General features: G+C 49.9%; 23 protein-coding genes. 22 read left to right on the top strand and 1 reads right to left on the bottom strand.

What is annotated here, in order from left to right; translation table 11 throughout:
- Positions 1-9: 9 nt before the first annotated feature.
- The 19 genes from AC1VOR_RS07235 (at position 10) to AC1VOR_RS07325 (ending at position 17,327) form a co-directional block, all read left to right on the top strand.
- On the top strand, positions 10-537 hold the full coding sequence (locus AC1VOR_RS07235) for a YqeG family HAD IIIA-type phosphatase (RefSeq protein WP_059052040.1): 528 nt from the start codon (positions 10-12) through the stop codon (positions 535-537).
- A complete protein-coding gene (gene yqeH, locus AC1VOR_RS07240; protein ID WP_482616850.1) occupies positions 534-1,661 on the top strand; it encodes a ribosome biogenesis GTPase YqeH in 1,128 nt (375 codons plus the stop codon). The genes AC1VOR_RS07235 and yqeH overlap by 4 nt, the downstream gene beginning before the upstream one ends.
- A gap of 50 nt (positions 1,662-1,711) precedes the next feature.
- On the top strand, positions 1,712-2,611 hold the full coding sequence (gene aroE, locus AC1VOR_RS07245; RefSeq protein ID WP_482616851.1) for a shikimate dehydrogenase: 900 nt from the start codon (positions 1,712-1,714) through the stop codon (positions 2,609-2,611).
- A gap of 44 nt (positions 2,612-2,655) precedes the next feature.
- Positions 2,656-2,952: a ribosome assembly RNA-binding protein YhbY gene (yhbY, locus tag AC1VOR_RS07250; RefSeq protein WP_059052042.1), complete on the top strand. Its 297-nt coding sequence runs from the start codon at positions 2,656-2,658 to the stop codon at positions 2,950-2,952.
- A 15-nt stretch (positions 2,953-2,967) separates the two neighbouring features.
- Positions 2,968-3,561: a nicotinate-nucleotide adenylyltransferase gene (locus AC1VOR_RS07255; protein WP_482616853.1), complete on the top strand. Its 594-nt coding sequence runs from the start codon at positions 2,968-2,970 to the stop codon at positions 3,559-3,561.
- Positions 3,545-4,132 carry a bis(5'-nucleosyl)-tetraphosphatase (symmetrical) YqeK gene (gene yqeK / locus AC1VOR_RS07260; RefSeq protein ID WP_482616854.1) on the top strand — a complete coding sequence of 196 codons (588 nt, stop codon included), beginning with the start codon at positions 3,545-3,547 and terminating at the stop codon, positions 4,130-4,132. Before AC1VOR_RS07255 ends, yqeK begins: the two co-directional genes overlap by 17 nt.
- Positions 4,133-4,480, top strand: a complete 348-nt coding sequence (gene rsfS / locus AC1VOR_RS07265) for a ribosome silencing factor (protein ID WP_482616855.1) — start codon at positions 4,133-4,135, stop codon at positions 4,478-4,480. It begins immediately after the preceding gene.
- A complete protein-coding gene (locus tag AC1VOR_RS07270) occupies positions 4,477-5,382 on the top strand; it encodes a CvfB family protein (RefSeq protein ID WP_482616857.1) in 906 nt (301 codons plus the stop codon). The genes rsfS and AC1VOR_RS07270 overlap by 4 nt, the downstream gene beginning before the upstream one ends.
- 36 nt (positions 5,383-5,418) lie before the next feature.
- Entirely contained in the window at positions 5,419-6,192 is a 774-nt protein-coding gene (locus AC1VOR_RS07275) for a class I SAM-dependent DNA methyltransferase (protein ID WP_482616859.1), read from the top strand.
- 31 nt (positions 6,193-6,223) lie between these two features.
- Positions 6,224-6,874, top strand: a complete 651-nt coding sequence (locus tag AC1VOR_RS07280; protein ID WP_482616861.1) for an SGNH/GDSL hydrolase family protein — start codon at positions 6,224-6,226, stop codon at positions 6,872-6,874.
- 24 nt (positions 6,875-6,898) lie between these two features.
- Entirely contained in the window at positions 6,899-8,617 is a 1,719-nt protein-coding gene (gene rnjA / locus AC1VOR_RS07285; RefSeq protein ID WP_482616864.1) for a ribonuclease J1, read from the top strand.
- Positions 8,618-8,767: 150 nt separating this feature from the next.
- Positions 8,768-8,947: a hypothetical protein gene (locus AC1VOR_RS07290; RefSeq protein ID WP_482616866.1), complete on the top strand. Its 180-nt coding sequence runs from the start codon at positions 8,768-8,770 to the stop codon at positions 8,945-8,947.
- Entirely contained in the window at positions 8,944-9,564 is a 621-nt protein-coding gene (locus AC1VOR_RS07295) for a Fic/DOC family protein (RefSeq protein WP_482616868.1), read from the top strand. Before AC1VOR_RS07290 ends, AC1VOR_RS07295 begins: the two co-directional genes overlap by 4 nt.
- An 83-nt stretch (positions 9,565-9,647) precedes the next feature.
- The gene (locus AC1VOR_RS07300; RefSeq protein ID WP_482616870.1) at positions 9,648-10,622 is read left to right on the top strand and encodes a sugar kinase; all 975 of its coding nucleotides are present in this window, start codon (positions 9,648-9,650) and stop codon (positions 10,620-10,622) included.
- 293 nt (positions 10,623-10,915) lie between these two features.
- A complete protein-coding gene (locus tag AC1VOR_RS07305) occupies positions 10,916-12,310 on the top strand; it encodes a PTS transporter subunit EIIC (RefSeq protein ID WP_482616872.1) in 1,395 nt (464 codons plus the stop codon).
- A 115-nt stretch (positions 12,311-12,425) separates the two neighbouring features.
- Entirely contained in the window at positions 12,426-13,460 is a 1,035-nt protein-coding gene (locus AC1VOR_RS07310; RefSeq protein ID WP_482616874.1) for a LacI family DNA-binding transcriptional regulator, read from the top strand.
- Positions 13,461-13,473: 13 nt separating this feature from the next.
- Positions 13,474-14,925 (top strand): 6-phospho-beta-glucosidase, encoded by a 1,452-nt coding sequence (locus AC1VOR_RS07315; protein ID WP_482616875.1) that lies wholly within the window; start codon positions 13,474-13,476, stop codon positions 14,923-14,925.
- Positions 14,926-14,930: 5 nt separating this feature from the next.
- Positions 14,931-16,811, top strand: a complete 1,881-nt coding sequence (locus AC1VOR_RS07320) for an oxidoreductase (protein ID WP_482616876.1) — start codon at positions 14,931-14,933, stop codon at positions 16,809-16,811.
- Between the two features lie 24 nt (positions 16,812-16,835).
- Positions 16,836-17,327 (top strand): PTS sugar transporter subunit IIA, encoded by a 492-nt coding sequence (locus AC1VOR_RS07325; protein WP_482616877.1) that lies wholly within the window; start codon positions 16,836-16,838, stop codon positions 17,325-17,327.
- Positions 17,328-17,386: 59 nt separating this feature from the next.
- Here AC1VOR_RS07325 and AC1VOR_RS07330 read toward each other — a convergent pair whose 3' ends face one another.
- The gene (locus AC1VOR_RS07330; RefSeq protein ID WP_482616879.1) at positions 17,387-17,929 is read right to left on the bottom strand and encodes a methylated-DNA--[protein]-cysteine S-methyltransferase; all 543 of its coding nucleotides are present in this window, start codon (positions 17,927-17,929) and stop codon (positions 17,387-17,389) included.
- A 212-nt stretch (positions 17,930-18,141) separates the two neighbouring features.
- On the opposite strand from AC1VOR_RS07330, the gene AC1VOR_RS07335 reads away from it, so the two are divergent.
- The 3 genes from AC1VOR_RS07335 to AC1VOR_RS07345 are packed head-to-tail and all read left to right on the top strand — an operon-like array spanning position 18,142 to position 20,526.
- Positions 18,142-18,912 carry an HAD family hydrolase gene (locus AC1VOR_RS07335; RefSeq protein WP_482616881.1) on the top strand — a complete coding sequence of 257 codons (771 nt, stop codon included), beginning with the start codon at positions 18,142-18,144 and terminating at the stop codon, positions 18,910-18,912.
- Positions 18,899-19,756, top strand: coding sequence for a MurR/RpiR family transcriptional regulator (locus AC1VOR_RS07340; RefSeq protein WP_482616882.1), 858 nt, complete (start codon positions 18,899-18,901; stop codon positions 19,754-19,756). The genes AC1VOR_RS07335 and AC1VOR_RS07340 overlap by 14 nt, the downstream gene beginning before the upstream one ends.
- Positions 19,735-20,526, top strand: a complete 792-nt coding sequence (locus AC1VOR_RS07345; protein WP_482616883.1) for an MBL fold metallo-hydrolase — start codon at positions 19,735-19,737, stop codon at positions 20,524-20,526. Before AC1VOR_RS07340 ends, AC1VOR_RS07345 begins: the two co-directional genes overlap by 22 nt.
- The last annotated feature ends 15 nt before the right edge of the window (positions 20,527-20,541 follow it).

Raw genomic sequence — 20,541 nt, forward strand, 5'->3', positions numbered from 1 at the left:
TGAATATACTTGTTCGAGAAATTTTTACCGGATATGCGTGTGGACAGCGTATTCGACATCGATCTGGAAGAGCTATATGCCCAAGGTTACCGTGGAATTATTACCGACCTCGATAATACGCTGGTCGGAGCCAAGGCGCCGCTCGCAACTCCGGAATTGATTGAATGGTTCGCGAAAGTGAAGGAAAACGGGTTTAAACTCGTCATTGTATCAAACAATAATTTGAACAGGGTCTCGGTCTTTGCCGGCCCTTTAAATATTGAATTTGTGCATGCAGCCAAGAAGCCTTCAGGCGCGGCCTTTCGCCGGGCGGTAGGTATGATGGGGTTGAAGCCGGAAGAGACGATTGTTGTCGGCGACCAGTTGATGACTGACGTGTTCGGAGGCAATCGCCAAGGGCTGTATACGGTACTGGTATTGCCGATTTCGGTGCAAGATGAAGGTATGGGTACAAGAATTAACCGTCGCTTGGAACGAGTGGTAAAACGGCGGCTTAGCAAAATAGGATTATGGTTGGAGGAGGAAAGCAAGCAATGACGGAGGTAGAGAGCGCGGATCGCGCGCTTCATTGCAGCGGCTGTGGCATTTTGCTGCAAAGTGAGGACCCCGGAAAGCCGGGATTTGCCCCGGAGCAGGCGTTATCGAAGGAACCGGTGATTTGCCAGCGTTGTTTCCGGATTAAGAACTACAATGAGTCCTCATCAGTCACAGTGGAGCAGGATGAATTCCTGCGTCTGCTCGCACAGATTGGACAGAAGGAAGCACTGGTCATTCATATTGTCGATCTGTTTGATTTTCAAGGTAGTTTAATTTCTGGCTTGCAGCGGTTTGTGGGCAGTAATCCGGTGCTGCTGGCCGTCAACAAGACGGACCTGTTGCCCAAGGTGACGAACTGGAACAAAGTGCGCAATTGGGTGCAGAAGGAAGCTAAGGATATGGGGCTGAAGGTTGAGGACGTTATCCTGTGCAGCGCCAAGCAGAACAGCGGGTTTGACCGCTTGCTGGATGCCATAGCCGGACGGCGTGGAGATCGTGACGTGTATGTTGTGGGAGCAACCAATGTGGGCAAATCTACATTAATCAATCGGCTTATTCGCGACTATAGCGATTTGGAGCAGGAGCTTACGGTTTCCCGTTATCCGGGAACAACGCTCGATATGGTTCATATTCCGCTTGATGATGGACGGGCTATTATTGATACACCGGGAATCGTGTATCCTTCGCGCTATACTGAATTAGTAGCCCCGGTCGATTTGGCCGTGCTTATGCCAGAGAAGACGCCCAAGCCGGCCGTATACCAATTAAACGAGGGACAAACGCTCTTCTTCGGCGGGTTTGGCCGTTTTGACTTTATTCAGGGGGACCGGCAGTCCTTTACTTGCTTCATCAGTGGGCGTTTGCCGATTCATCGCACGAAGCTGGAACGGGCTGATGAACTGTTCGCAAATCATGCTGGAGAGATGTTGTCTCCGCCAAGCCGGGAGAATTTTGAGACCTTGCCGGAGTGGACGCGTCATGAGTTCCGTATTCCCAAGGGAAGTCGTAGCGATCTGTTCATTTCGGGATTAGGCTGGATCAAGATCAATAATGATTCGGGTGCCGTTATCGCCGCACATGTGCCTAAGGGCGTGAAGGTGCTGGTACGTCCTTCGCTTATTTAACGAAAGACGTGTCGGGATCGTTTAATTCTAGTCGATTTGGGGGAGACAACATGGAGAAGCAAGCAACTCATACCAAGCTCAAGCTGCATGACGGGCAGGAAGTCGGGCAAGACAAGCTGCCGCTGCTCCTTGGAGTCCTGGGTGATCCGATTGTCCACTCCAAATCACCGATTATGCATAGGGCAGCGCTGCAATCCTGTGGTCTGACTGGTGCGTATCTGCCGTTTCACGTCAAGGCGGAGCGGTTGGGTGAAGCTATTGGGGGCATTCGGGCACTCGGGTTCCGCGGGATCAATGTGACCGTGCCACATAAGCTGGAAGTTATGAATTACCTGGATCATATCGACGAAGGCGCCAAGCTGATCGGTGCTGTTAATACCATTGTGAATGACGGCGGTATCCTGACGGGCTACAATACCGACGGGATTGGATATGTGCGTTCTTTGAAAGAAGAAGCCGTACCGGAGCTTCAAGGCAAGCGAATCTTGGTGTTGGGTTCGGGTGGCGCGGCTCGCGGTATCATTCATGCGCTGCTCCAAGAGCAGCCTGAACAGGTGGTTGTGGCTAATCGGACGGAGGCTAAAGCGCGCGAGCTCGCTGCGGAATGGGCGCATCTCGGTCATTTGATCGGTTGTGCGATGGAAGAAGCGAACAATTTCTTGGAACAATGCGACATCGTCATTAATACAACGACCCTGGGTATGTATCCTCATGTGGATGAATGTCCACTGGATGTGGATGCGATTCCATCCGGGATTGTCGTTAGTGATTTGATTTATAATCCGCTCAAGACCAAGCTGCTTGTGCAGGCCGAAGCTAGAAACTGTACGGTCCATGGGGGTCTGGGGATGTTTGTATACCAAGGTGCTTATGCGTTCGAACACTGGACGAGTCTGCCTGCTCCTGTAGAAGCGATGCGAGCCGTGGTTATGGAGAGCATGTCTCAGTAGCAGGTAATAAATGACCTATATGAAGGTAAGGAGTTTTGCATAACATGTTAACAGGAAAACAAAAACGATATTTGCGCGGTTTGGCGCATGAATTACAGCCTATTTTCCAAGTGGGCAAGGGCGGCACCAACGAGCACATGATCAAACAGATCGCGGAGGCACTGGAACGTCGAGAGTTAATCAAGGTGTCCATACTGAACAACAACCTGGAAGTTCCCCAGGAGATTGCTGAAGAGTTGGCCTCTGGCGCAGGGGCAGAACTGGTGCAATTGATCGGCCGTACGGTGATTCTGTACAAGGAATCACGAGAATATAAGCAAATCGTATTGCCCTCGAACTGATAGGAGGGGCCGTACATGAAAAAGGTCGGAATTATGGGTGGGGCATTTGATCCCATTCATCTGGGGCATCTGCTCGCGGCTGAAGCCGCAAGGGAGCAGTATCAATTGGAAGAGGTCTGGTTCATGCCCTCGCATATTCCTCCCCACAAGCATCAGGCTGGTGTCAGCGGGCAACAGCGTCTGGAGATGGTCGAGGCAGCGGTACGAAGTCATCCGGGGTTCAAGCCAATTGACATTGAACTGCGCCGGGGTGGCGTATCTTATACCGTGGAGACTATTCGGGAGATCCGCTCACTGTACCCCGAGCTGGAGCTGTATTTTATCATCGGAGCCGACATGGTCAATTACCTTCCCAAATGGGAGGGGATTGAGGATTTGGTCAAGATGCTGTCTTTCATCGGGTTACAGCGTCCCGGAAGCTTCCTCGAACTGGACGTGTTGCCACCGTTCATTCAGCAGGCAGTTCAATTGGCTGAGATGCCACTGGTCGATATTTCTTCCAGTCTGATCCGCAGCCGATTACTGGCAGGACGCTCGGTCCGTTATATGGTGCCTGACTCCGTGTATGAGTATATGACAAGGAGCGGATTGTATGGATTACAACCGTGATGCATTGATAGCTGCCATATCGGCGGGCATGCCCGCCAAACGGTGGAAGCATGTGGAAGGCGTGATGGAGAGCGCTGTTCTCCTGGCGAAGCGGTATGGAGCTGATCCCGTAAAGGCGGATTTGGCTGCGCTGTTGCATGATCTGGCCAAGTTTTGGCCGATTGACAAGCAAGAGGCGATTGCTCGGGAACAGGGGCTCAATGCGGAACTGTTAGAGCATGATAAGCAATTGCTACATGCCGAGGTAGGCGCTTATATCGCCCGTGTGGAGTATGGGGTACAGGATGTCGAAGTTCTGGATGCAGTACGTTATCACACTTCCGGGCGAATCGGGATGACTTTGTTAGACAAGATCGTTTGTCTGGCTGATTATATTGAGCCGGGGCGAGAGTTCCCCGGTGTGGACCATATTCGTGAGCTGGCGGAGAAGAGTCTGGAGGACGCGCTGATTGCCGGATTCGATTCGACGATTTCTTTTTTACTGGAGAAGGGTAAGCCGATTTTCCCCCTTACTGTGCTCGCACGTAATGATTTGATTAAGCAAAGAACAAAATTTAAGGAGGCTGAGTGAATGGCTGTAAATTCACATGAATTGTTGAATTTGGCGGTTCAGGCTGCGGATGATAAGAAAGCGATGAACATCGTAGCTTTGGATTTGAAAGGGATTTCGCTGATTGCTGATTACTTCGTGATCTGTCACGGTAATTCGGATACCCAGGTTCAAGCAATTGCAACTGAGGTTCGTAAAAGAGCACAGGAGGCGGGAGTAAATATCCGTGGTATAGAAGGGATGGATTCGGCTCGCTGGGTGTTAATGGACTTGGGTGATGTTGTGGTTCACATCTTCCACCGCGACGAACGCGAATTTTATAATATTGAGCGCCTGTGGTCAGACGCCAAAGTTGTGGAGACGGTATGAGCTTGATCGCAGGAACCGTCGTACAATTGCCAATTGATCGCGAGGTTTCTCCCTACGGATATTTTTTGAGTGTAGGCGATCAGGATGTGTTGTTGCATTATTCAGAATTAACCCGCCAGGTGAAGCCGGGCGAGACGGTGGAAGTATTTCTGTTCTATGATACGGAAGACCGGATAGCAGCCACGATGAAGCGCCCTTATCTAACGCTGGGTGAACTGGCGCTACTTGAGGTAGCCGATGTTCATCCGCGGCTTGGCTGCTTCCTGGAGATGGGGCTGGGGCGTCAATTGTTACTTCCCATCCGCGAGCTTCCTGAAATGAAGGAATTGCATCCACGGGTTGGAGACCATGTCTATGTGATTATGGAGCATGACAAGCAAGGGCGGCTTAAAGCCAAACTCGCGGGTGAGCAGGAGCTTGCCCCCCACGCGTTCCATGCTCCTGAATCCTGGAAGAACGAATGGCTGGATGCGATTGTGTACAAGCCGCTGCAAATGGGGACCTTTGTCGTTGTGCAGGGAGGCGTGCTTGGTTTTGGAGCTATCGGTATGATTCATTCGTCGGAGCGTAATCGCTTGTTGAGGTTAGGTGAACGGGTGCAGGCACGTATTGCCCATATCCGTGAGGATGGGCGGGTGAACCTGGCCATGGCGCCGCGTAAGGAGATTGGTATGGATCAGGATGCAGAGCAGATTATGGCCTATTTGACAAGTCGTCCTGGCGGCAGCATGCCGTATTCTGACAACACTCCGCCGGACTTGATCAAGCAGCGCTTCTCCATTAGCAAAGCCGCGTTCAAGCGGGCGCTGGGCAAGCTGATGAAGGAAGGCAAGGTTGTGCAGCGAGAGAACTGGACGCATCTGGTACAGGAGCCGCAGGCAGGCAACCAGACCGAGGAGTAATATTTGCATCTATAGAAAGCGGTGACGAGTACAACGATGGCTTCCTATCGGAAATTTGCTTACGTGTATGATGAGTTAATGGAGGATATGCCGTACCCGGATTGGATACGGTTCGCAAGGACAGCTTGGGAACGCCACGGGATGCCCCGAACCGTTGTTGATTTGGGCTGCGGAACAGGGAGTATTACCATTCCACTCGTGAACGCAGGGTTTGAGGTGACAGGTATCGATTTGTCCTCGGACATGCTGTCAGTGGCCCGGCGCAAGATGGATGCAACTCCCCAGGGAACCAGATTGCTGCGTGAGGGAAGCGTGCGCTGGGTTCAGCAGGACATGACAGATTGGGCCGTGCCGGAGCCGGTGGATGCCGTAATTTCTTTTTGCGATTGCTTGAATTACTTGTTGAAAGAGGACGAGATCGTGCGAACCTTTCGCCGCACCTATGAGAACCTGAAGCCAGGTGGTACGTTCTTGTTTGATGTACATCATCCAAATACCCTGGCCCGATATGAGGAAGAGCAGCCGTTCATATGGGATGAATCCGGCGTGGCTTATATCTGGACTTGTGAGCGAGATGCTCGTCTTAACGAGATTGAACATCACCTGACGATCTTCGCACGCGAGGAAGAACAGGGGCCAGGGTTATACCGTCGCTTTGAAGAGACGCATACTCAGCGGGCATACGATCCACTCTGGATGAAGGAAGAGCTTAGGCGTTGTGGATTCAGCCAAATTACCTGCTACGCAGATTTCGAGTGGGTTGAGGCCATGGATGAAGCGGCCCGGATATTTTTTGTGGCGGTAAAATAAATGAATTCATGGGGAAAGCGAGTGCGGCGAGATGAATAAGTCGATGACGTTGTTATTTCAAGGGGATTCTATTACGGATGGTAACCGGGATCGCGGCAGCGATCTGAATCATATTTTGGGACACAGCTATGCTTATATTATTGCTGCCAAGTTGGGACATGAATATGCCCATTTGCGCCCTAACTTTATTAATCGCGGGGTAAGCGGGGATCGTGCCTCGGATTTGTATGCTCGTTGGAATGAGGATGCCATCAGTCTCAAGCCGGATGTAATCAGTCTTCTTATCGGCGTGAACGATGCCTGGCGGCAGATGAATGGCGAGCCTAGCGGAGCAACGGATCGTTTTGAACGCGCCTATCTGCATTTGCTCGAGGAGACGCGGGAAGTCCTGCCGGAGACGAAGTTGATCTTATGTGAACCCTTTATACTAAACACAGGTGCTCCTGCGGAAAAGTGGGAGGAGTGGATGGGGCTCGTATCTCGCTATCAAGCGATTGTATTGCGTCTGGCCGAGCAGTTTGGTGCGGTGCATGTCCCATTACAGGATGCATTCGATCAAGCGGCAAAGGTTGCAGACCCTGCGTACTGGTTATGGGATGGGGTTCATCCCACGGCAGCGGGTCATGATCTGGTCGCTAAGCGCTGGCTTGAGGTCGTAGGTAGCAGCGGGATTTTTCAGTAATTGTCAGAGAGGATTAACAACCTAATGAATGAAGCAGCTAGCAAACCAGTTAAACCAGTCAAAAGTCATCGTCGGCCTAAATCTTCTCCACCACCCGTGCGAATTTATTCGCTTGGGGGCATCGGGGAGATCGGCAAGAACATGTATGGTATTGAGTATAGGGATGAAATTATTCTCATTGATGCCGGGCTGAAATTTCCGGATTCCCGTCTGACGGGGATTGATTGTATTGTGCCTGATATCAGTTATCTGATTGAAAACAAGCACAAAATGAAGGGGTTGTTCCTGACCCATGGACATGAGGACCATATCGGTGCTATTCCTTATGTGCTGCGTCAGCTACAACTGCCTATTTATGGCGGGCCGCTCACGATTGGATTGGTGAAGGCCAAGCTGGAGGAGCATCGTTTGCTTGGGCAGGCTGAACTGCATGTTTATCAAGAGGAAGATCGCTATGCGTTCAAGCATCTGGCGGTTCACTTCTTCCGCACGACACACAGCATTCCCGATGCCTTCGGTATCGTGGTGGATACGCCTTACGGCTCGGTAGTACATACCGGGGACTTCAAGTTTGACTTTACACCCGAAGACCGCCCAGCCAATCTGTTCAAAATGGCTAGTGTTGGCGGGGAAGGCGTGCTGGCGTTGCTGGCGGACAGTACGAATAGCGAGAAGGAAGGGTTCACCCCTTCGGAGCGGCGGGTTGGCGATGCCATCCTAAAGCAGTTCCAGGATTGCGATGGTCGGATATTGTTCGCGACCTTTGCTTCGAATGTACACCGCTTGCAGCAGGTTGTGGAAGCGGCAGCCCTATGCAAACGGAAAATCGCCGTCATTGGACGCAGTATGGAGAAGGTATTCAACATCGGTCAGGAATTAGGCTATATCCGTTTGCCTGAGGGGATGCTTATTGACGTGAAGCATATTGATCGTTATCCTGACCATCAAGTGCTGATTGTCTGCACCGGTAGCCAAGGTGAACCGAATGCAGCTCTTAGCCGGATCGCCTCGGGGGCGCATCGTAATGTACAGGTGTATCCTGGGGATACGGTGATTTATTCCTCGTCGCCAATTCCAGGCAACGGGCAAAATATCAATCGTAGCATCGATTTGCTGCTCCGGGCCGGAGCCAACGTCATTTATGGCTCGGTATTCGACATTCATACTTCCGGCCATGGCTGCCGTGAAGATTTGAAGCTGATGCTCAGCTTTATCCGTCCGAAGTATTTCATTCCGATTCATGGTGAGTACCGCATGTTGTTGAGCCATCGCAACCTGGCCTTACAGACTGGTATTCCTGATGATCGCATCTTCGTTATGAACATCGGAGATAGCTTATCGGTGTATCGTAATCGAGCCAAACGGGGCAAAACAATTCCGTCCGGAGAAGTATTAATCAGCAATGGAGAAATGCGCTCCAATGAAGATGAGCTGGTCCTCGAACGGATGGAGCTGGCACAGGAAGGGATCGTCATCGTGGTTATGACCGTTGATCGCAAGACGCGGCAAATTATGGCGGGACCGGATATCGTCACACGTGGCTTCGTGTACATGCAGGATGCCAGACCGTTATTACGACGGGCTGAATCGATGCTGAAGCGGAATCTCAATCGCTTGGGCACCCAGAAGGATTCCTATGACCGGACCGTCTGGTTGCGGGCCACCCGGCAGGTGCTGCGCCGCTATTTCATTAAAGAAGTTGGTCGCACCCCTCACATCATGCCGTCTATTCTTGAAATATGATTTTTACCGAGTAGTTACTCTGGTTGAAGTGAAGCAAACAGCGATAGGTTGCGGCCTATCGCTGTTTGTTATAAGGAAGACCGGGCATTGGCGTAATTTATCAAGGCACAACTTAGCATGATATAATAGGAACAAAAGGTGGTGCTTTATTTGAGAAACCTAGAGAAGTTGATTGAGCAGGTTAACGGTTCTATGTCGATAGAAGGAATGCCACTTGCGGAAAGTGATAAAGAAAGAATCAGGCATTATGCCGGGAATGATGCGAAGGTTGAGGAAGCGATAGCAGAACTCGTCAAGAAGCATACTTCTTCTAAGGAAGCATCCTCATGAGCAGCGAGTGGGATCAGAGTTACTGTTATCCTCAGTCGAATGTTCTGATTAACAAATTGGGTATTACTGATGCGCACAAGCTTCACATTGCTGAGCGGGAAATCACGTCTTTGAGAATGGCCCACGCGAAATTGAAGGTCATCCCTGGCCAGTTTGATCTGAATCATTTAAGAGCGATTCACAAGTACATTTTCGGGGACATTTATGAGTGGGCGGGGGAGATCAGACGGGTTAATATCGCCAAGGGGAATATGTTCTGTAATTACTCATTTATCTCTTCGAATGCAGATTCTTTGTTCATGCAGCTAAAAAATGATAATTATTTGAGAGGGACCTCTATAGATAAGGCAGTCCTCAGGCTGGCCTATTATCTTGGTGAAATCAACGCCCTTCATCCCTTCCGGGAGGGAAATGGGAGAGTACAAAGGCTGTTCATTGATTATCTGGCGGAACAGGCAGGCTACAGTTTGGATATATCTCAAGTGACAAGCAAGCAAATGATTGAAGCAAGCGCTGCTTCTTTTTTATGCGATTATACCAAAATGGAAGAGATGTTGAGGACGATCATTAGCCCTTATTCTGACGATTTATTTCATTGCGAAAAAAGGGAAATGTAAGCGGTTCAGAGAAATACATATATACACGATTAGTATATGAATTGCTCATGTACCGAAGATTAGAGGAAGGTGAATTTGAAACGATGAGTGGGAGTAAACAGCAGGACAAGGGAACTCTTGATGTTGTAACCTTTGGGGAAAGCATGGCGTTGCTGATTGCAGAAGGGGGCAAAGGGCTGGAATATGCCAGTAATCTATCCCCTTCCTTTGGCGGAGCGGAATCCAATGTAGCGATTGGGCTGGCGCGTCTAGGACAGGCTTCCGGGTGGTGCGGCCGCTTGGGAAATGATGCCTTCGGGCGCCGTATTATTAAGGCGATCCGTGGTGAGGGGGTTGACGTATCCCGGGCAGAATTAACGGATGAAGCACCTACGGGCTTGATGGTTCGCGAGAATGTGGCAGGTAAAAGCTCGGTTTACTATTACCGCAAGCTGTCTGCGGCCAGCTTCATGCGGCCGGAGCATCTGGATGAAGCGTATATCGCTAGCGCCAAGGTGCTGCATCTGACGGGGATTACGCCGGCGCTAAGCGCTTCTTGTATTGAAACGGCCCATGCGGCGGTCGCGATGGCCAAGCAAAATGGAGTTAAGGTTAGCTTTGACCCTAATCTGCGCCTCAAGCTGTGGAGCTTGGAGGAGGCACGGAAGGTGCTCCTGCCGCTTGCGGAGCAAGCCGATTATTTCCTGCCGGGATTGGATGAACTGAAGCTGCTGTATCAGACCGATTCCATGGAGTCTATTACAGACAAGCTGAAGAAGCTTCCAGGAATCAGCATTATCAAGGGTGGCGAGGATTGCACCTATGTTCTGGAGAAGGATAAATTGACCTCAGTACCTTATTTCAAGGTTGACCAGGTCATTGATACGGTGGGGGCAGGAGACGGCTTTTGCGCCGGATTTCTGGCCGGTGTAGTCCGCGGCTATAGCATGGAGGAAGCTGTTCGTCTTGGTAATCTCATTGGCTCGCAAGTGATTCAAGCTGTGGGCGATTGGGAAGGCCTGCCAAGTGCGGTGGAGATTGAGCAACTGTTGTCCGGGAAAGGGCATGTGGAACGATAATGACCTGAGGTATCATCGGCTGGCTATAAGCTGGGAGAAGTTCAGCCGCCGATGATGCCTTATTTTGTTGAGGATCACCGGACAAGGATTGTCAAAAGGCTGTCATTATTTTTTGAAAACGGTTTATTGACAAGTCGAATTTTGTCACTTATACTAGGCACATACCTGCAGGGATTTATTTTTTTGAGCATTACTGAAACGTTTCAGTTTGTTCAAAATATTTTTTTGAACTTTTACTGTAACGTTTCAGTAAACGGATTTTAGTACATGATAAAGTTACTGGGGTGACGTAAATGAGTAACAAAGAAACGGCAACAAGTATCATCCAATTCGTCGGAGGAAGCCAAAATATTTCCAGCTTGGTTCATTGTGCGACAAGGCTGCGCTTTGAATTACATGACAGTTCCAAGGCGGACCGCGAGGCACTCAAAGCCCTGCCGAAGGTGCTGGGAGTGATGGATGCCCAAGGGCAAACCATGGTCATTATCGGGCCGATGGTCAATGAGATGCACGCTGAAATCATGCAGCAATTGCAGAGTGGTACGGTGGTGGAAGGAGCCGCGGTTAACTCGGCCAGCTCTGAGGCTAATACCAAGGGTAGTAAGAAGTCCTGGTTTGATAAGCTGCTGGCGACGATTTCCGCCATCTTTACGCCGTACATTCCTATCCTGGCGACATCGGGAATTATCAAAGGGCTTATTGATATTCTGGCGCAGTCAGGTGTCCTTCCGGCTACCAGCAATACCTATTTGATATTGGCTGGTACGGGTAATGCCCTCATTTATTTCTTCCCGATCTTGCTTGCCTTCACAGCGGCTCAGAAGTTTGGAGCTAACCCTTACATCGGGGCAGCGATTGGCGCGGCATTAATGGAGCCAAACATTACGGGCATCACGACAACGGGGAATGTGATCGACTTCCTGGGCATTCCGTTTACGGCGATGAACTTTTCCAGTACGGTAATTCCGATCATTTTGGCGATCTGGGCTTACTCCCATCTGGATAAGCTGCTAAGAAAATTTCTGCCCAAGATGCTGCAATTTATCTTTGTGCCGCTCTTGTCCATGCTGATCATGGTTCCCTTGACTCTGATGGTATTTGGCCCTGTTGGCGGGTTGCTAGCCAATCTGGTGGCTGATGGGTACGAATTCTTCCTGAACTCTAACGTTATTATTTTTAACGCCATATTTGGTGCTCTGTTCGTTTACGTCATCATGCTGGGCATTCACTGGGTGGTGTTGCCTCTGCAACTGTCCTATCTGGCTGAACACGGTATGGAGTACAGCCTGGGTTCGGGCGGAATGGGGAATTATGCGCTGCTCGGGGTGTGTCTAGCCGTTATGGTGATCTCCAAGAGCAAGGAGGAAAAGACAATTGCCAGTTCCTCCGCCTTCGTCAACTTCTTGTCGGGGGTGACTGAACCGGGATTGTACGGGGTTGTCATGAAGAACAAGAAATACTTCATTTCGCTCACGTTAGGTGGTCTGGTTGGCGGTATCATCTGCGGCGTGACCAAGTCCTATATCACGAACTTTGCGTTCACGGGGCTGTTCGGCCTGCCGGCCTTCCTGTCTTCACCAACAGCAACGACTTATTTTATCGCGGTGGGCGCAACCCTGGCGGTGTCGTTCTTTACCACGATTCTATTAAGCAAGCAAAACATTCAGTTCAAGAAGCAGAAGTCTTAGTAGCATCAGCTTCCAGCTCAGTTAGAAGCCATAGAGCAACCGAAACTGCAAATCCCTTGGGCGTACTCTATAATATAAAGAAAAACGGAACAATAGGCGCGAGGTGTGAGACAACATGGCAACGATTAAAGATATTGCAAAATTGCTCGATATTTCAGTTTCGGCGGTTTCCATGGCTTTGAACGACAGTCCGGAAATTGGCGAGAAGACCAAGACTAAGGTGAGAGAAGCTGCCAAGCAGCTTAATTATATCAAGAATGGCTCCGCGATTGATTTGCAGCGGCAGAAGACCAACATTGTCCTGCTGATTACCGATAATCCGACCCGGTCCTATTTTACGGATTCATTGCAGGTTATCCAGCAGGAATTGATTGTGAAGCATATCGATTTGGTGATTATTACGGCCAATGACAAGCATAAAGGAACGGCTGAACGGTTTATTTCAGAAAATCGGGCGGACGCAGTCATCTGCATGTCCAAATTTATCTCTGAGGAATTTATTAATCTGTACGCCAATAAAAATATGCCGGTCTTTGTACTCGGCCGGGCAGCGAAGCTGATTACGAATGAATATGTTATCAACGTTCCCCTCGATTACAAGCGCGTCGGGGAGGATATTACCGAGTATCTGATTGCCAAGGGACATCGCAAGATTGCCTTCGTGCGAGGAAGCAGGACGTCGATTGGATCGAACTATCGGTATAAAGGGTACTTGAGAGCTTTGAAGAGATATCAACTGGAACTGGACAAGGAGCTTATATTTGAAGCGCGCGGCAGCGATTATGACCATGGCTACGGGATTACCGAGAGTATGGTGGAACAGATTGCTTGCGGGCGGGTGGATGGAATATTTTACGCTACGGATGATCTGGCTGTTGGAGGTTTGCAGAAGCTGCTGGAGAAGGGGATTTCTGTTCCGGACGACGTATCAATCGTAGGCTACAACAATTATCCGATTTCTCGCATGGTTACCCCACCGATTACGACGGTGGACCTGCACCAACAGCAAATTATGCGCAGAGTGGCCAAATCCTTAATCGCTATGATGGAAGGGAACAAGGCCAAGGCCGACCTGGTGCAGAAATTGCAGCAAGGGGCTATTTTCCATTCGGAAATTATAGAAAGAAATTCGGTGAAAAGTAGAGAGTAAGGAGAGGAACCGTATGTCAACTGGGAAGTTGCCTGATGATTTCTTATGGGGAGGGGCCATATCGGCCAATCAATCCGAAGGAGCATGGAATGTAGGAGGTAAGGGAATAAGCACCGCAGATGTCGCTGCTGCTGGCAAGCACGGGCAGAAGAGAGTATATACGGACGGCATTCTGGAAGAGGTGTATTATCCGAATCACGAGGCCATAGATTTTTATCATCGTTATCCTGAGGATGTGGCTTTATTTGCTGAAATGGGCTTCAAATGCTTCCGCACCAGCATTCACTGGACGAGAATATTCCCGCAAGGCGATGAAACAGAGCCTAATGAGGAAGGGTTGGCCTTCTATGACCGCCTGTTTGATGAATGCTTGAAATATGGCATCGAGCCGGTTGTGACGATTTCCCATTATGAGACCCCGTTATATTTAGTAGAGAAATATGGTTCGTGGACCCATCGCCAAATGATTGATTTTTATGTTCGTTTGTGTGAAGTTCTGTTCCAGAGGTATCGTACGAAAGTGAAATACTGGATGACCTTCAACGAGATTAATGTCATTACTCTAAATCCCGTCATTGCAGCGGGTATTAGCATCGAGCAGGCGGAGCATCCCGAGCAAATGATGTATCAAGCGGCACACTACCAGATGGTTGCCAGCGCAAGAGCTGTCCAGTTGGGTCGTCAGATCAACCCTGACTTCAAAATCGGCATGATGATGCTATATCCGTTATCCTATGCAGAGACCTGTTCCCCGGAAGACAACCTGGAAAATATGCACAATATGGATCTTCATTATTATTTCTCCGATGTCCAGGTCCGGGGATACTATTCTCCGAAAGCCATCAAATTTCTGGAACGACGTCAGATCTCGCTGGATATCACATCAGAAGATAAGCAGGACTTATTGCGCGGTACCGTTGATTATATAGGCATCAGCTATTATATGTCCCTGGTCACCAGTGCCAACCCTGACCGGAAGATCCGGGTCAAGGGCAATATGCTGGATGGCATTGCTAATCCGTACCTGGAGAAGAGTGCCTGGGATTGGCAGATTGACGGCTTGGGGCTGCGAATAGCTTTGAATTATTTGTACGACCGTTACCAGTTGCCAATCTTCGTTGTTGAGAACGGGCTGGGTGCCGTAGATGAGAAGCGTGAAGGCGAAATGGTTCAGGATGATTACCGAATTGATTATTTGAAAAAACATATTACTCATATGATAGACGCGGTTGTTCTGGACGGAGTCGAGGTTATGGGGTACACCGTCTGGGGCTGCATCGACTTGGTCAGCGCCTCGACCGGAGAAATGAAGAAGCGCTACGGGCTAATCTACGTGGATCGTGATGATCATGGCAAAGGCACGTTAAATCGGGAGCGCAAAAAATCATTTGGTTGGTACAAACAAGTGATTGCATCAAACGGCGAGATGCTGGATGAACCTCAAGAAGAGCAGACAGAGGAGTGATAGGGATGAAATTTCCGAATCTATTCAAGCCGATTCGTATTAAAAATACAGTGTTTAATAACCGGATTATCGCGACGCCTGCGGGGCCTTATCATGATAAGGCTATTGGTGGAGCCGGGGTCATCATCACGGGGAGTGTTAACGTCAGCCGCAAGAGAGCCAGCTATTCTCGTCCGGACGAGCCCTATGCCTTCGATAAATATCAGATTGAAGCAACGAGAAATCGTGTAATTGTCGCTCATCAGGCGGGAGCCAAGGCCTCACTGGAACTGATTCATTCGGGCCAATATGCTCGTGTTGATGATTATGCCATCGGTCCTGTGGACCTTGTTCGAGCGGACGGCACCATCGTCAAAGCGATGGACGAGCAAATGATGGAAGAGGTCGCTAACGACTGGGCAGAGACGGCCAAGCGGGCCAAGGAAACCGGATTTGATCTGGTTATGCTGCATTTCGCCCATGGCTGGCTCCCTGCTGAATTCCTGTCACCGCTATTTAACAAGCGGACTGATGAATATGGAGGTTCCTTTGAGAACCGGATTAAGTTCCCGAAAATGATCATTGACCGTGTACGGGAAGCGGTTGGTCATGATTTTATCGTGGACATGAGAATCAGTGCCTCTGAAATCGTGGATGGATCTATCGAGTTTGAAGACGTGCTGGAGTTTATCAAGATCGTTGAGGACAAGCTGGATATGGTGCATATTTCGGCGGGGCTCGATATTAACTATGAGGGCAACGTGCATATGGCTCCGACGATTTTTAAGGAGCATATGCCAAACGTCGAGTGGGCTGCCGAGGTGAAGCGTAACGTCAAGATTCCTGTGTCCGTGGTAGGAGCCATCATGAGTCCGGCGGAAGCCGAATCAATTATTGCCGAAGGCAAGGCTGATTTTGTAGCTTTGGGGCGTCCACTGATCGCAGATCCGTTCTGGCCGCAGAAGGCCAAGGAAGGTCGGGATGAAGATATCGTCCCTTGCCTCCGTTGCCAATACTGCTACCATATATCTACGGAACGCAAAAATGTGGGCTGCTCGGTCAACCCGCGATATACGCGCTACGATATGGTTCCTCTGGAGTTGCCGAAGGCGAAGCAAAGCAAGAAGGTTGTTATTGTCGGAGGTGGCCCGGCAGGGATGAAGGCTGCTTTGGTTGCTGATGAGCGGGGCCATGAAGTTACATTGCTGGAGAAGCACGAATCCCTGGGTGGGGCCTTGCGTTACTCGGCATATGAAGAGCTAAAGATTGATTTGTACAACTATATGAACTACTTGATTACCCAGATTGGTAAATCCGGAGTTACGGTGAAGCTGGGTGTAGAAGCAACGCCGGAGCAGATGAAGCAACTGTCACCGGATGCCATAATTGTGGCTACGGGTGCGGTTCCGTTCACACCTCCGATCAAGGGTGTGGAGCAAAGCCATGTGATGGGTGCGTTGGAAGTCTACACTCGTATGGATGAAGTGGGGAACGAGGTCGTGTTGGTTGGCGGCGGCTCCACGGGCTGCGAGCTTGGTATTGAACTGGCCCGGCATGGAAAGCAGGTTACCATCATGGAGGCGGGAGATCTGCTGGCCAAGAACGGGAATATCCTTTATCGCGTTGGCTTGCGGCAGGCGATGGGTAAGCAAGAGACATTGCATACCAGGTTGAACGTGAAGATTGTAGAAATTACCGCGGATAGGGTCATTTATGAGGAAGCCGGAGAACGCAAGCATATCTCTGCGGATACTGTGATTCTCTCCACAGGTATGAGAACTACGCCGGCACTTATCGATTCCTTCTATGGCATCGTGCCGGACACCTTTGTCATCGGGGACGCCAATAAACCAAGAAACGTGATGGATGCCACCCGAGAAGGTTATTTCATCGCCAAAAATCTGTAGAAATTCACCTAGGGGGAAGTCACTGTGTTTGGTTGGAAGAAGAAGCAAGCAGTTCCGGTAGTGGTGGAGATTCCGTCTCCAGTGCCCGGTACGTTGGTAGCCTTGGAGCAAGTGCCTGATGAAGCCTTTGCCGCTAAAATGATGGGGGAAGGCATTGCTATTCAGCCCACGGAGGGGAAAGTCATCGCTCCGTTTGATGGTAAGGTTGTTCACTTGATGGAGAAGAGCAAGCATGCGATTATGCTGGAGCACGCCTCCGGCGCGCAAATTCTGATTCATGTTGGAATGAATACCGTGTCTCTGAAGGGTGAGGGGTTTACAGCACACGTCAAAACCGGGGACAACATAACGCGTGGACAATTGCTGTTGGAATTTGATATCGCCTTGATTGGGCAAGCGGGTTATCCCGTGATTACGCCTGTCATTGTACCGAATGGTCAGGAGTGTGTGAAGCAAGTGGAGGTAGCTGCAAGTCAGAGCGATTCTGCCCAAGCTGTCATAACCATTCAATGCTGACAAATCTAATTTTCAATATGTACTATATGCAATGAAACCTAAACGGCTGCTTACCGAAGTTACTTCGGGGAGCAGCCGTTTTGTTCGAGTTCAAGCAATCGGTTCTTCATGTCCAATCCCCCGCGGTAGCCGGTGAGCGTCCCGTCCTTGCCAATCACGCGATGGCAGGGGATGGCGATAAGAACGGGATTAGCGCCAATGGCGGTCCCGACGGCGCGAACTGCGGCTGGCTTGCCAATCCCTGCTGCAATGTCCGCGTAGCACCGGGTTTGACCATAGGGAATGGCACGCAGGGCTTGCCAGACAGCAAGCTGGAACGGGGTTCCCCTCACATCAAATTGGGGGGTGAATGACTCCTGCTCCCCCTGCAAATAGGCTGTTAGCTCAGCTATATAGGATGATAATGCTTGATCGTTGCGCTCAAGCGGGGAGCCGGGGAAGCAGCGGGAAGCCCAGGCTTCCAGATCAGCTAACGGCTGATGGGGAGAGCCTACGTAAGCAAGGCCCTTCGCCGTGGCCACGATATACAGAGGGCTGCCTTCATCGCTGAGAAGAGACCAGTATAAAGGGGCGGCCCCGTCCTTCCTTTTCTGTTGAATCATGTTATACGCTCCCTTCATGAATGATCTATAACAAGCTCTAATCACAGTATAACTGCCAACTCTATCAATTAGCTACTTTAGTAAATTTTTCCGATGGGGGACATTTACGAAATTCATCATTTGAATTGATTTCGGGCAAATACTTTAATTCTAAGATGGAGTCATGGATGAAGGAAAACAAACATTTGTGTAGTGCATGAAGGAAAGGCTACATGAGAAAAACGGAGGCATCTATGATTCGATATGTATGGTTTGATCTTGGCTATACCTTGGTGAGGACGAACCGTGAAGAGGTCTATCTGCAAACATTGCAGGGTCTTGGCGTGGTGAAAACGCTGAACGAAATTACGATAGCCTATCATTTGGCGGACAAGCTATTTATGCGAGAATTTCGGGGGGTATTGGGCAGGGATAGCAGATCGTATATGCCTTGGTATATTGGCGTGTTGAACTACTATTTGCAATTGAGCTTGCCGATTGAAGAGGTGCTGCAAGTACACCGCACAGTGATCAAGGAACAGGCTACCGGTTGGAGCGCCTTCTCATACAGTAAGCCAACGCTGCGGTATTTGAAAGAGCTTGGTTACGGTGTGGGTCTGATCTCCAATTGGGACAAGACTGCTCGTGAAGTCCTGCGGAGAAATCAACTCGACGAGGAGTTGGACATCATTGTCATTTCCTCAGAGTTGGAAATAGAGAAGCCTGATCCGGCTATATTCATTCATGCTTTGCAGAAAGCCGGTATTACGGCAGAGCAGTCTCTTTATGTCGGCGATAATTACTACGACGATTATATTGGCTCCAGCCAGGTCGGGATGAGCTGTCTGCTCATTAATCCTTACGGTAAGCAAGGGATTGAAGAACTGAGCTACGGACAGGTCATATCCGGGGTCCATGAGCTTCCCGCTTATCTGGGACATCCGGCAATGCCGGGGCAATTGTCTGAATCTGGAGTAGGGAGACAAGGGCATGTCGAGAATTGAAGAGCGTATTGGTGAACAGTTCGAGAGCTTGAGCTTAAGCCAGAAGAAGGTGGCTCACTATATTCAGAGTCATCTGCGAGAAGCGGCGCTGCAATCGGCACAGCGAATTGCTGAGAAGTCGGGGGTGAGCGAAGCTACGGTTCATCGTTTGGCCCAGGCGCTGGCGTATTCGAGCTTTTCTGAAATGCATCAGGATTTAAGACAACTTGTGATTCACGACCGGCGAGCTGTCCATAACTTCATTCAGTCCACCTCCCGGCAGGAGGAGTCCTGGTTGGAGAAGCACTTTAACCAGGAAGCAGAGAATATTCGGCAAACGATGCTGCAGTTGGAGCAAGGCCATATTCATGAGGCAGCCCGTTTGCTCCTGCAGGCTGATCGAATCTGGGTGGTCGGATGGAGAATGGGGTTGTCAGTTACGGCTTTCTTCAGTTTTGTGATGAAATACATGCTGGGCAACTGTGAGTTGATTCCACAAGGGGGTGTTGCGGAATACGCACCGTACATTAAGCCGGGAGATGTTGTATTTGCTTGCGGATTTCCAAGATATTGTTCCAGAACTCTGAAGCTGTCCAGATTAGCCAAGGAACAGCAGGCCCAATTGATTGTGCTTACCGATTCGGGCTTATCCCCCTTTGCCAAGCTTGCTGACCTGGTATTGCTGGCGGAGTGTAAGTCTACGGGCTTTCTTGACTCGTATACGGCTTCTCTATCGGTGGTAAATGCAATTATTAATGAAATTTCCTACCTGGACAAGGACCGGGTACAGGGCAATCTGGAACGGATGGAATTCATGTTCAAGGAGTTCCAGGACAGCTTCGAATGGATGCACAAATCGCGGTAGAACTTAACGACAACAGTAAGGGATGGAACGGAATGGAGCTTACGGTAATCGGGTATTGGGGAGCATTCCCTGCCAAAAATGAAGCGACTTCAGGTTATTTGCTGAGACATAAGGAGTGTGCCGTGTTGCTGGACTGTGGTAGTGGTGTGCTGTCGCTGCTGCAAAATGAAATCGAATTGGAGCAACTGGATGCGGTGTTCATCACCCATACGCATGCTGATCATTTTGCGGATGCTTATGCCCTTGAATTTGCTGCCTTGGTGTTGACGCAGATTGGCAAACGCGCAAAGCCGCTGGATGTATATGTGTATGGCACTGCTACGGAAAGCCTGCATTTTGCTTATCCGGAATATGTCAGGGTACACGCCATTGATATAGAACAGACCGTAAGGATTGGAGAAGTCACTTTCTCATTCCAGGAAACTGTACATGAGGTCCCCTGCTGCGCTATCAAAGCGACGTCCCAAGAGGGGCAGATGGTGTACTCGGGGGATACGGGATTCTGTCAGAGCTTCATTGAATTTGCCTCAAACGCTGATCTGCTTGTGCTGGAGAGTAGCTTCTACGAAGTGCAGAAGGGGATGATGTCAGGACATCTCACGGCAGGGGAAGCGGGTGAGGTAGCCCGCTTGGCTGACGTTGGTCATTTGATTCTGACGCATCTTCCGCATTACGGCGAACATCAGCAACTTAAGTTAGAAGCGGGACGCTATTATGAGGGTCCCATTGAACTGGCCCGTACGGGCTTGAAGTGGAGTTTGCAACTATAACAGTTATAAGTTCAA

It is taken from the genome of Paenibacillus sp. 1SOY10 (assembly GCF_056836745.1).

Coding starts and splice junctions, on each gene's coding strand:
- yqeH (WP_482616850.1), top strand. CDS start 534: ATGACGGAGGTAGAGAGCGCGGATCGCGCGCTTCATTGCAGCGGCTGT.
- aroE (WP_482616851.1), top strand. CDS start 1,712: ATGGAGAAGCAAGCAACTCATACCAAGCTCAAGCTGCATGACGGGCAG.
- yhbY (WP_059052042.1), top strand. CDS start 2,656: ATGTTAACAGGAAAACAAAAACGATATTTGCGCGGTTTGGCGCATGAA.
- AC1VOR_RS07255 (WP_482616853.1), top strand. CDS start 2,968: ATGAAAAAGGTCGGAATTATGGGTGGGGCATTTGATCCCATTCATCTG.
- yqeK (WP_482616854.1), top strand. CDS start 3,545: ATGGATTACAACCGTGATGCATTGATAGCTGCCATATCGGCGGGCATG.
- rsfS (WP_482616855.1), top strand. CDS start 4,133: ATGGCTGTAAATTCACATGAATTGTTGAATTTGGCGGTTCAGGCTGCG.
- AC1VOR_RS07270 (WP_482616857.1), top strand. CDS start 4,477: ATGAGCTTGATCGCAGGAACCGTCGTACAATTGCCAATTGATCGCGAG.
- AC1VOR_RS07275 (WP_482616859.1), top strand. CDS start 5,419: ATGGCTTCCTATCGGAAATTTGCTTACGTGTATGATGAGTTAATGGAG.
- AC1VOR_RS07280 (WP_482616861.1), top strand. CDS start 6,224: ATGAATAAGTCGATGACGTTGTTATTTCAAGGGGATTCTATTACGGAT.
- rnjA (WP_482616864.1), top strand. CDS start 6,899: ATGAATGAAGCAGCTAGCAAACCAGTTAAACCAGTCAAAAGTCATCGT.
- AC1VOR_RS07295 (WP_482616868.1), top strand. CDS start 8,944: ATGAGCAGCGAGTGGGATCAGAGTTACTGTTATCCTCAGTCGAATGTT.
- AC1VOR_RS07300 (WP_482616870.1), top strand. CDS start 9,648: ATGAGTGGGAGTAAACAGCAGGACAAGGGAACTCTTGATGTTGTAACC.
- AC1VOR_RS07305 (WP_482616872.1), top strand. CDS start 10,916: ATGAGTAACAAAGAAACGGCAACAAGTATCATCCAATTCGTCGGAGGA.
- AC1VOR_RS07310 (WP_482616874.1), top strand. CDS start 12,426: ATGGCAACGATTAAAGATATTGCAAAATTGCTCGATATTTCAGTTTCG.
- AC1VOR_RS07315 (WP_482616875.1), top strand. CDS start 13,474: ATGTCAACTGGGAAGTTGCCTGATGATTTCTTATGGGGAGGGGCCATA.
- AC1VOR_RS07320 (WP_482616876.1), top strand. CDS start 14,931: ATGAAATTTCCGAATCTATTCAAGCCGATTCGTATTAAAAATACAGTG.
- AC1VOR_RS07330 (WP_482616879.1), bottom strand. CDS start 17,929: ATGATTCAACAGAAAAGGAAGGACGGGGCCGCCCCTTTATACTGGTCT.
- AC1VOR_RS07335 (WP_482616881.1), top strand. CDS start 18,142: ATGAGAAAAACGGAGGCATCTATGATTCGATATGTATGGTTTGATCTT.
- AC1VOR_RS07340 (WP_482616882.1), top strand. CDS start 18,899: ATGTCGAGAATTGAAGAGCGTATTGGTGAACAGTTCGAGAGCTTGAGC.
- AC1VOR_RS07345 (WP_482616883.1), top strand. CDS start 19,735: ATGGATGCACAAATCGCGGTAGAACTTAACGACAACAGTAAGGGATGG.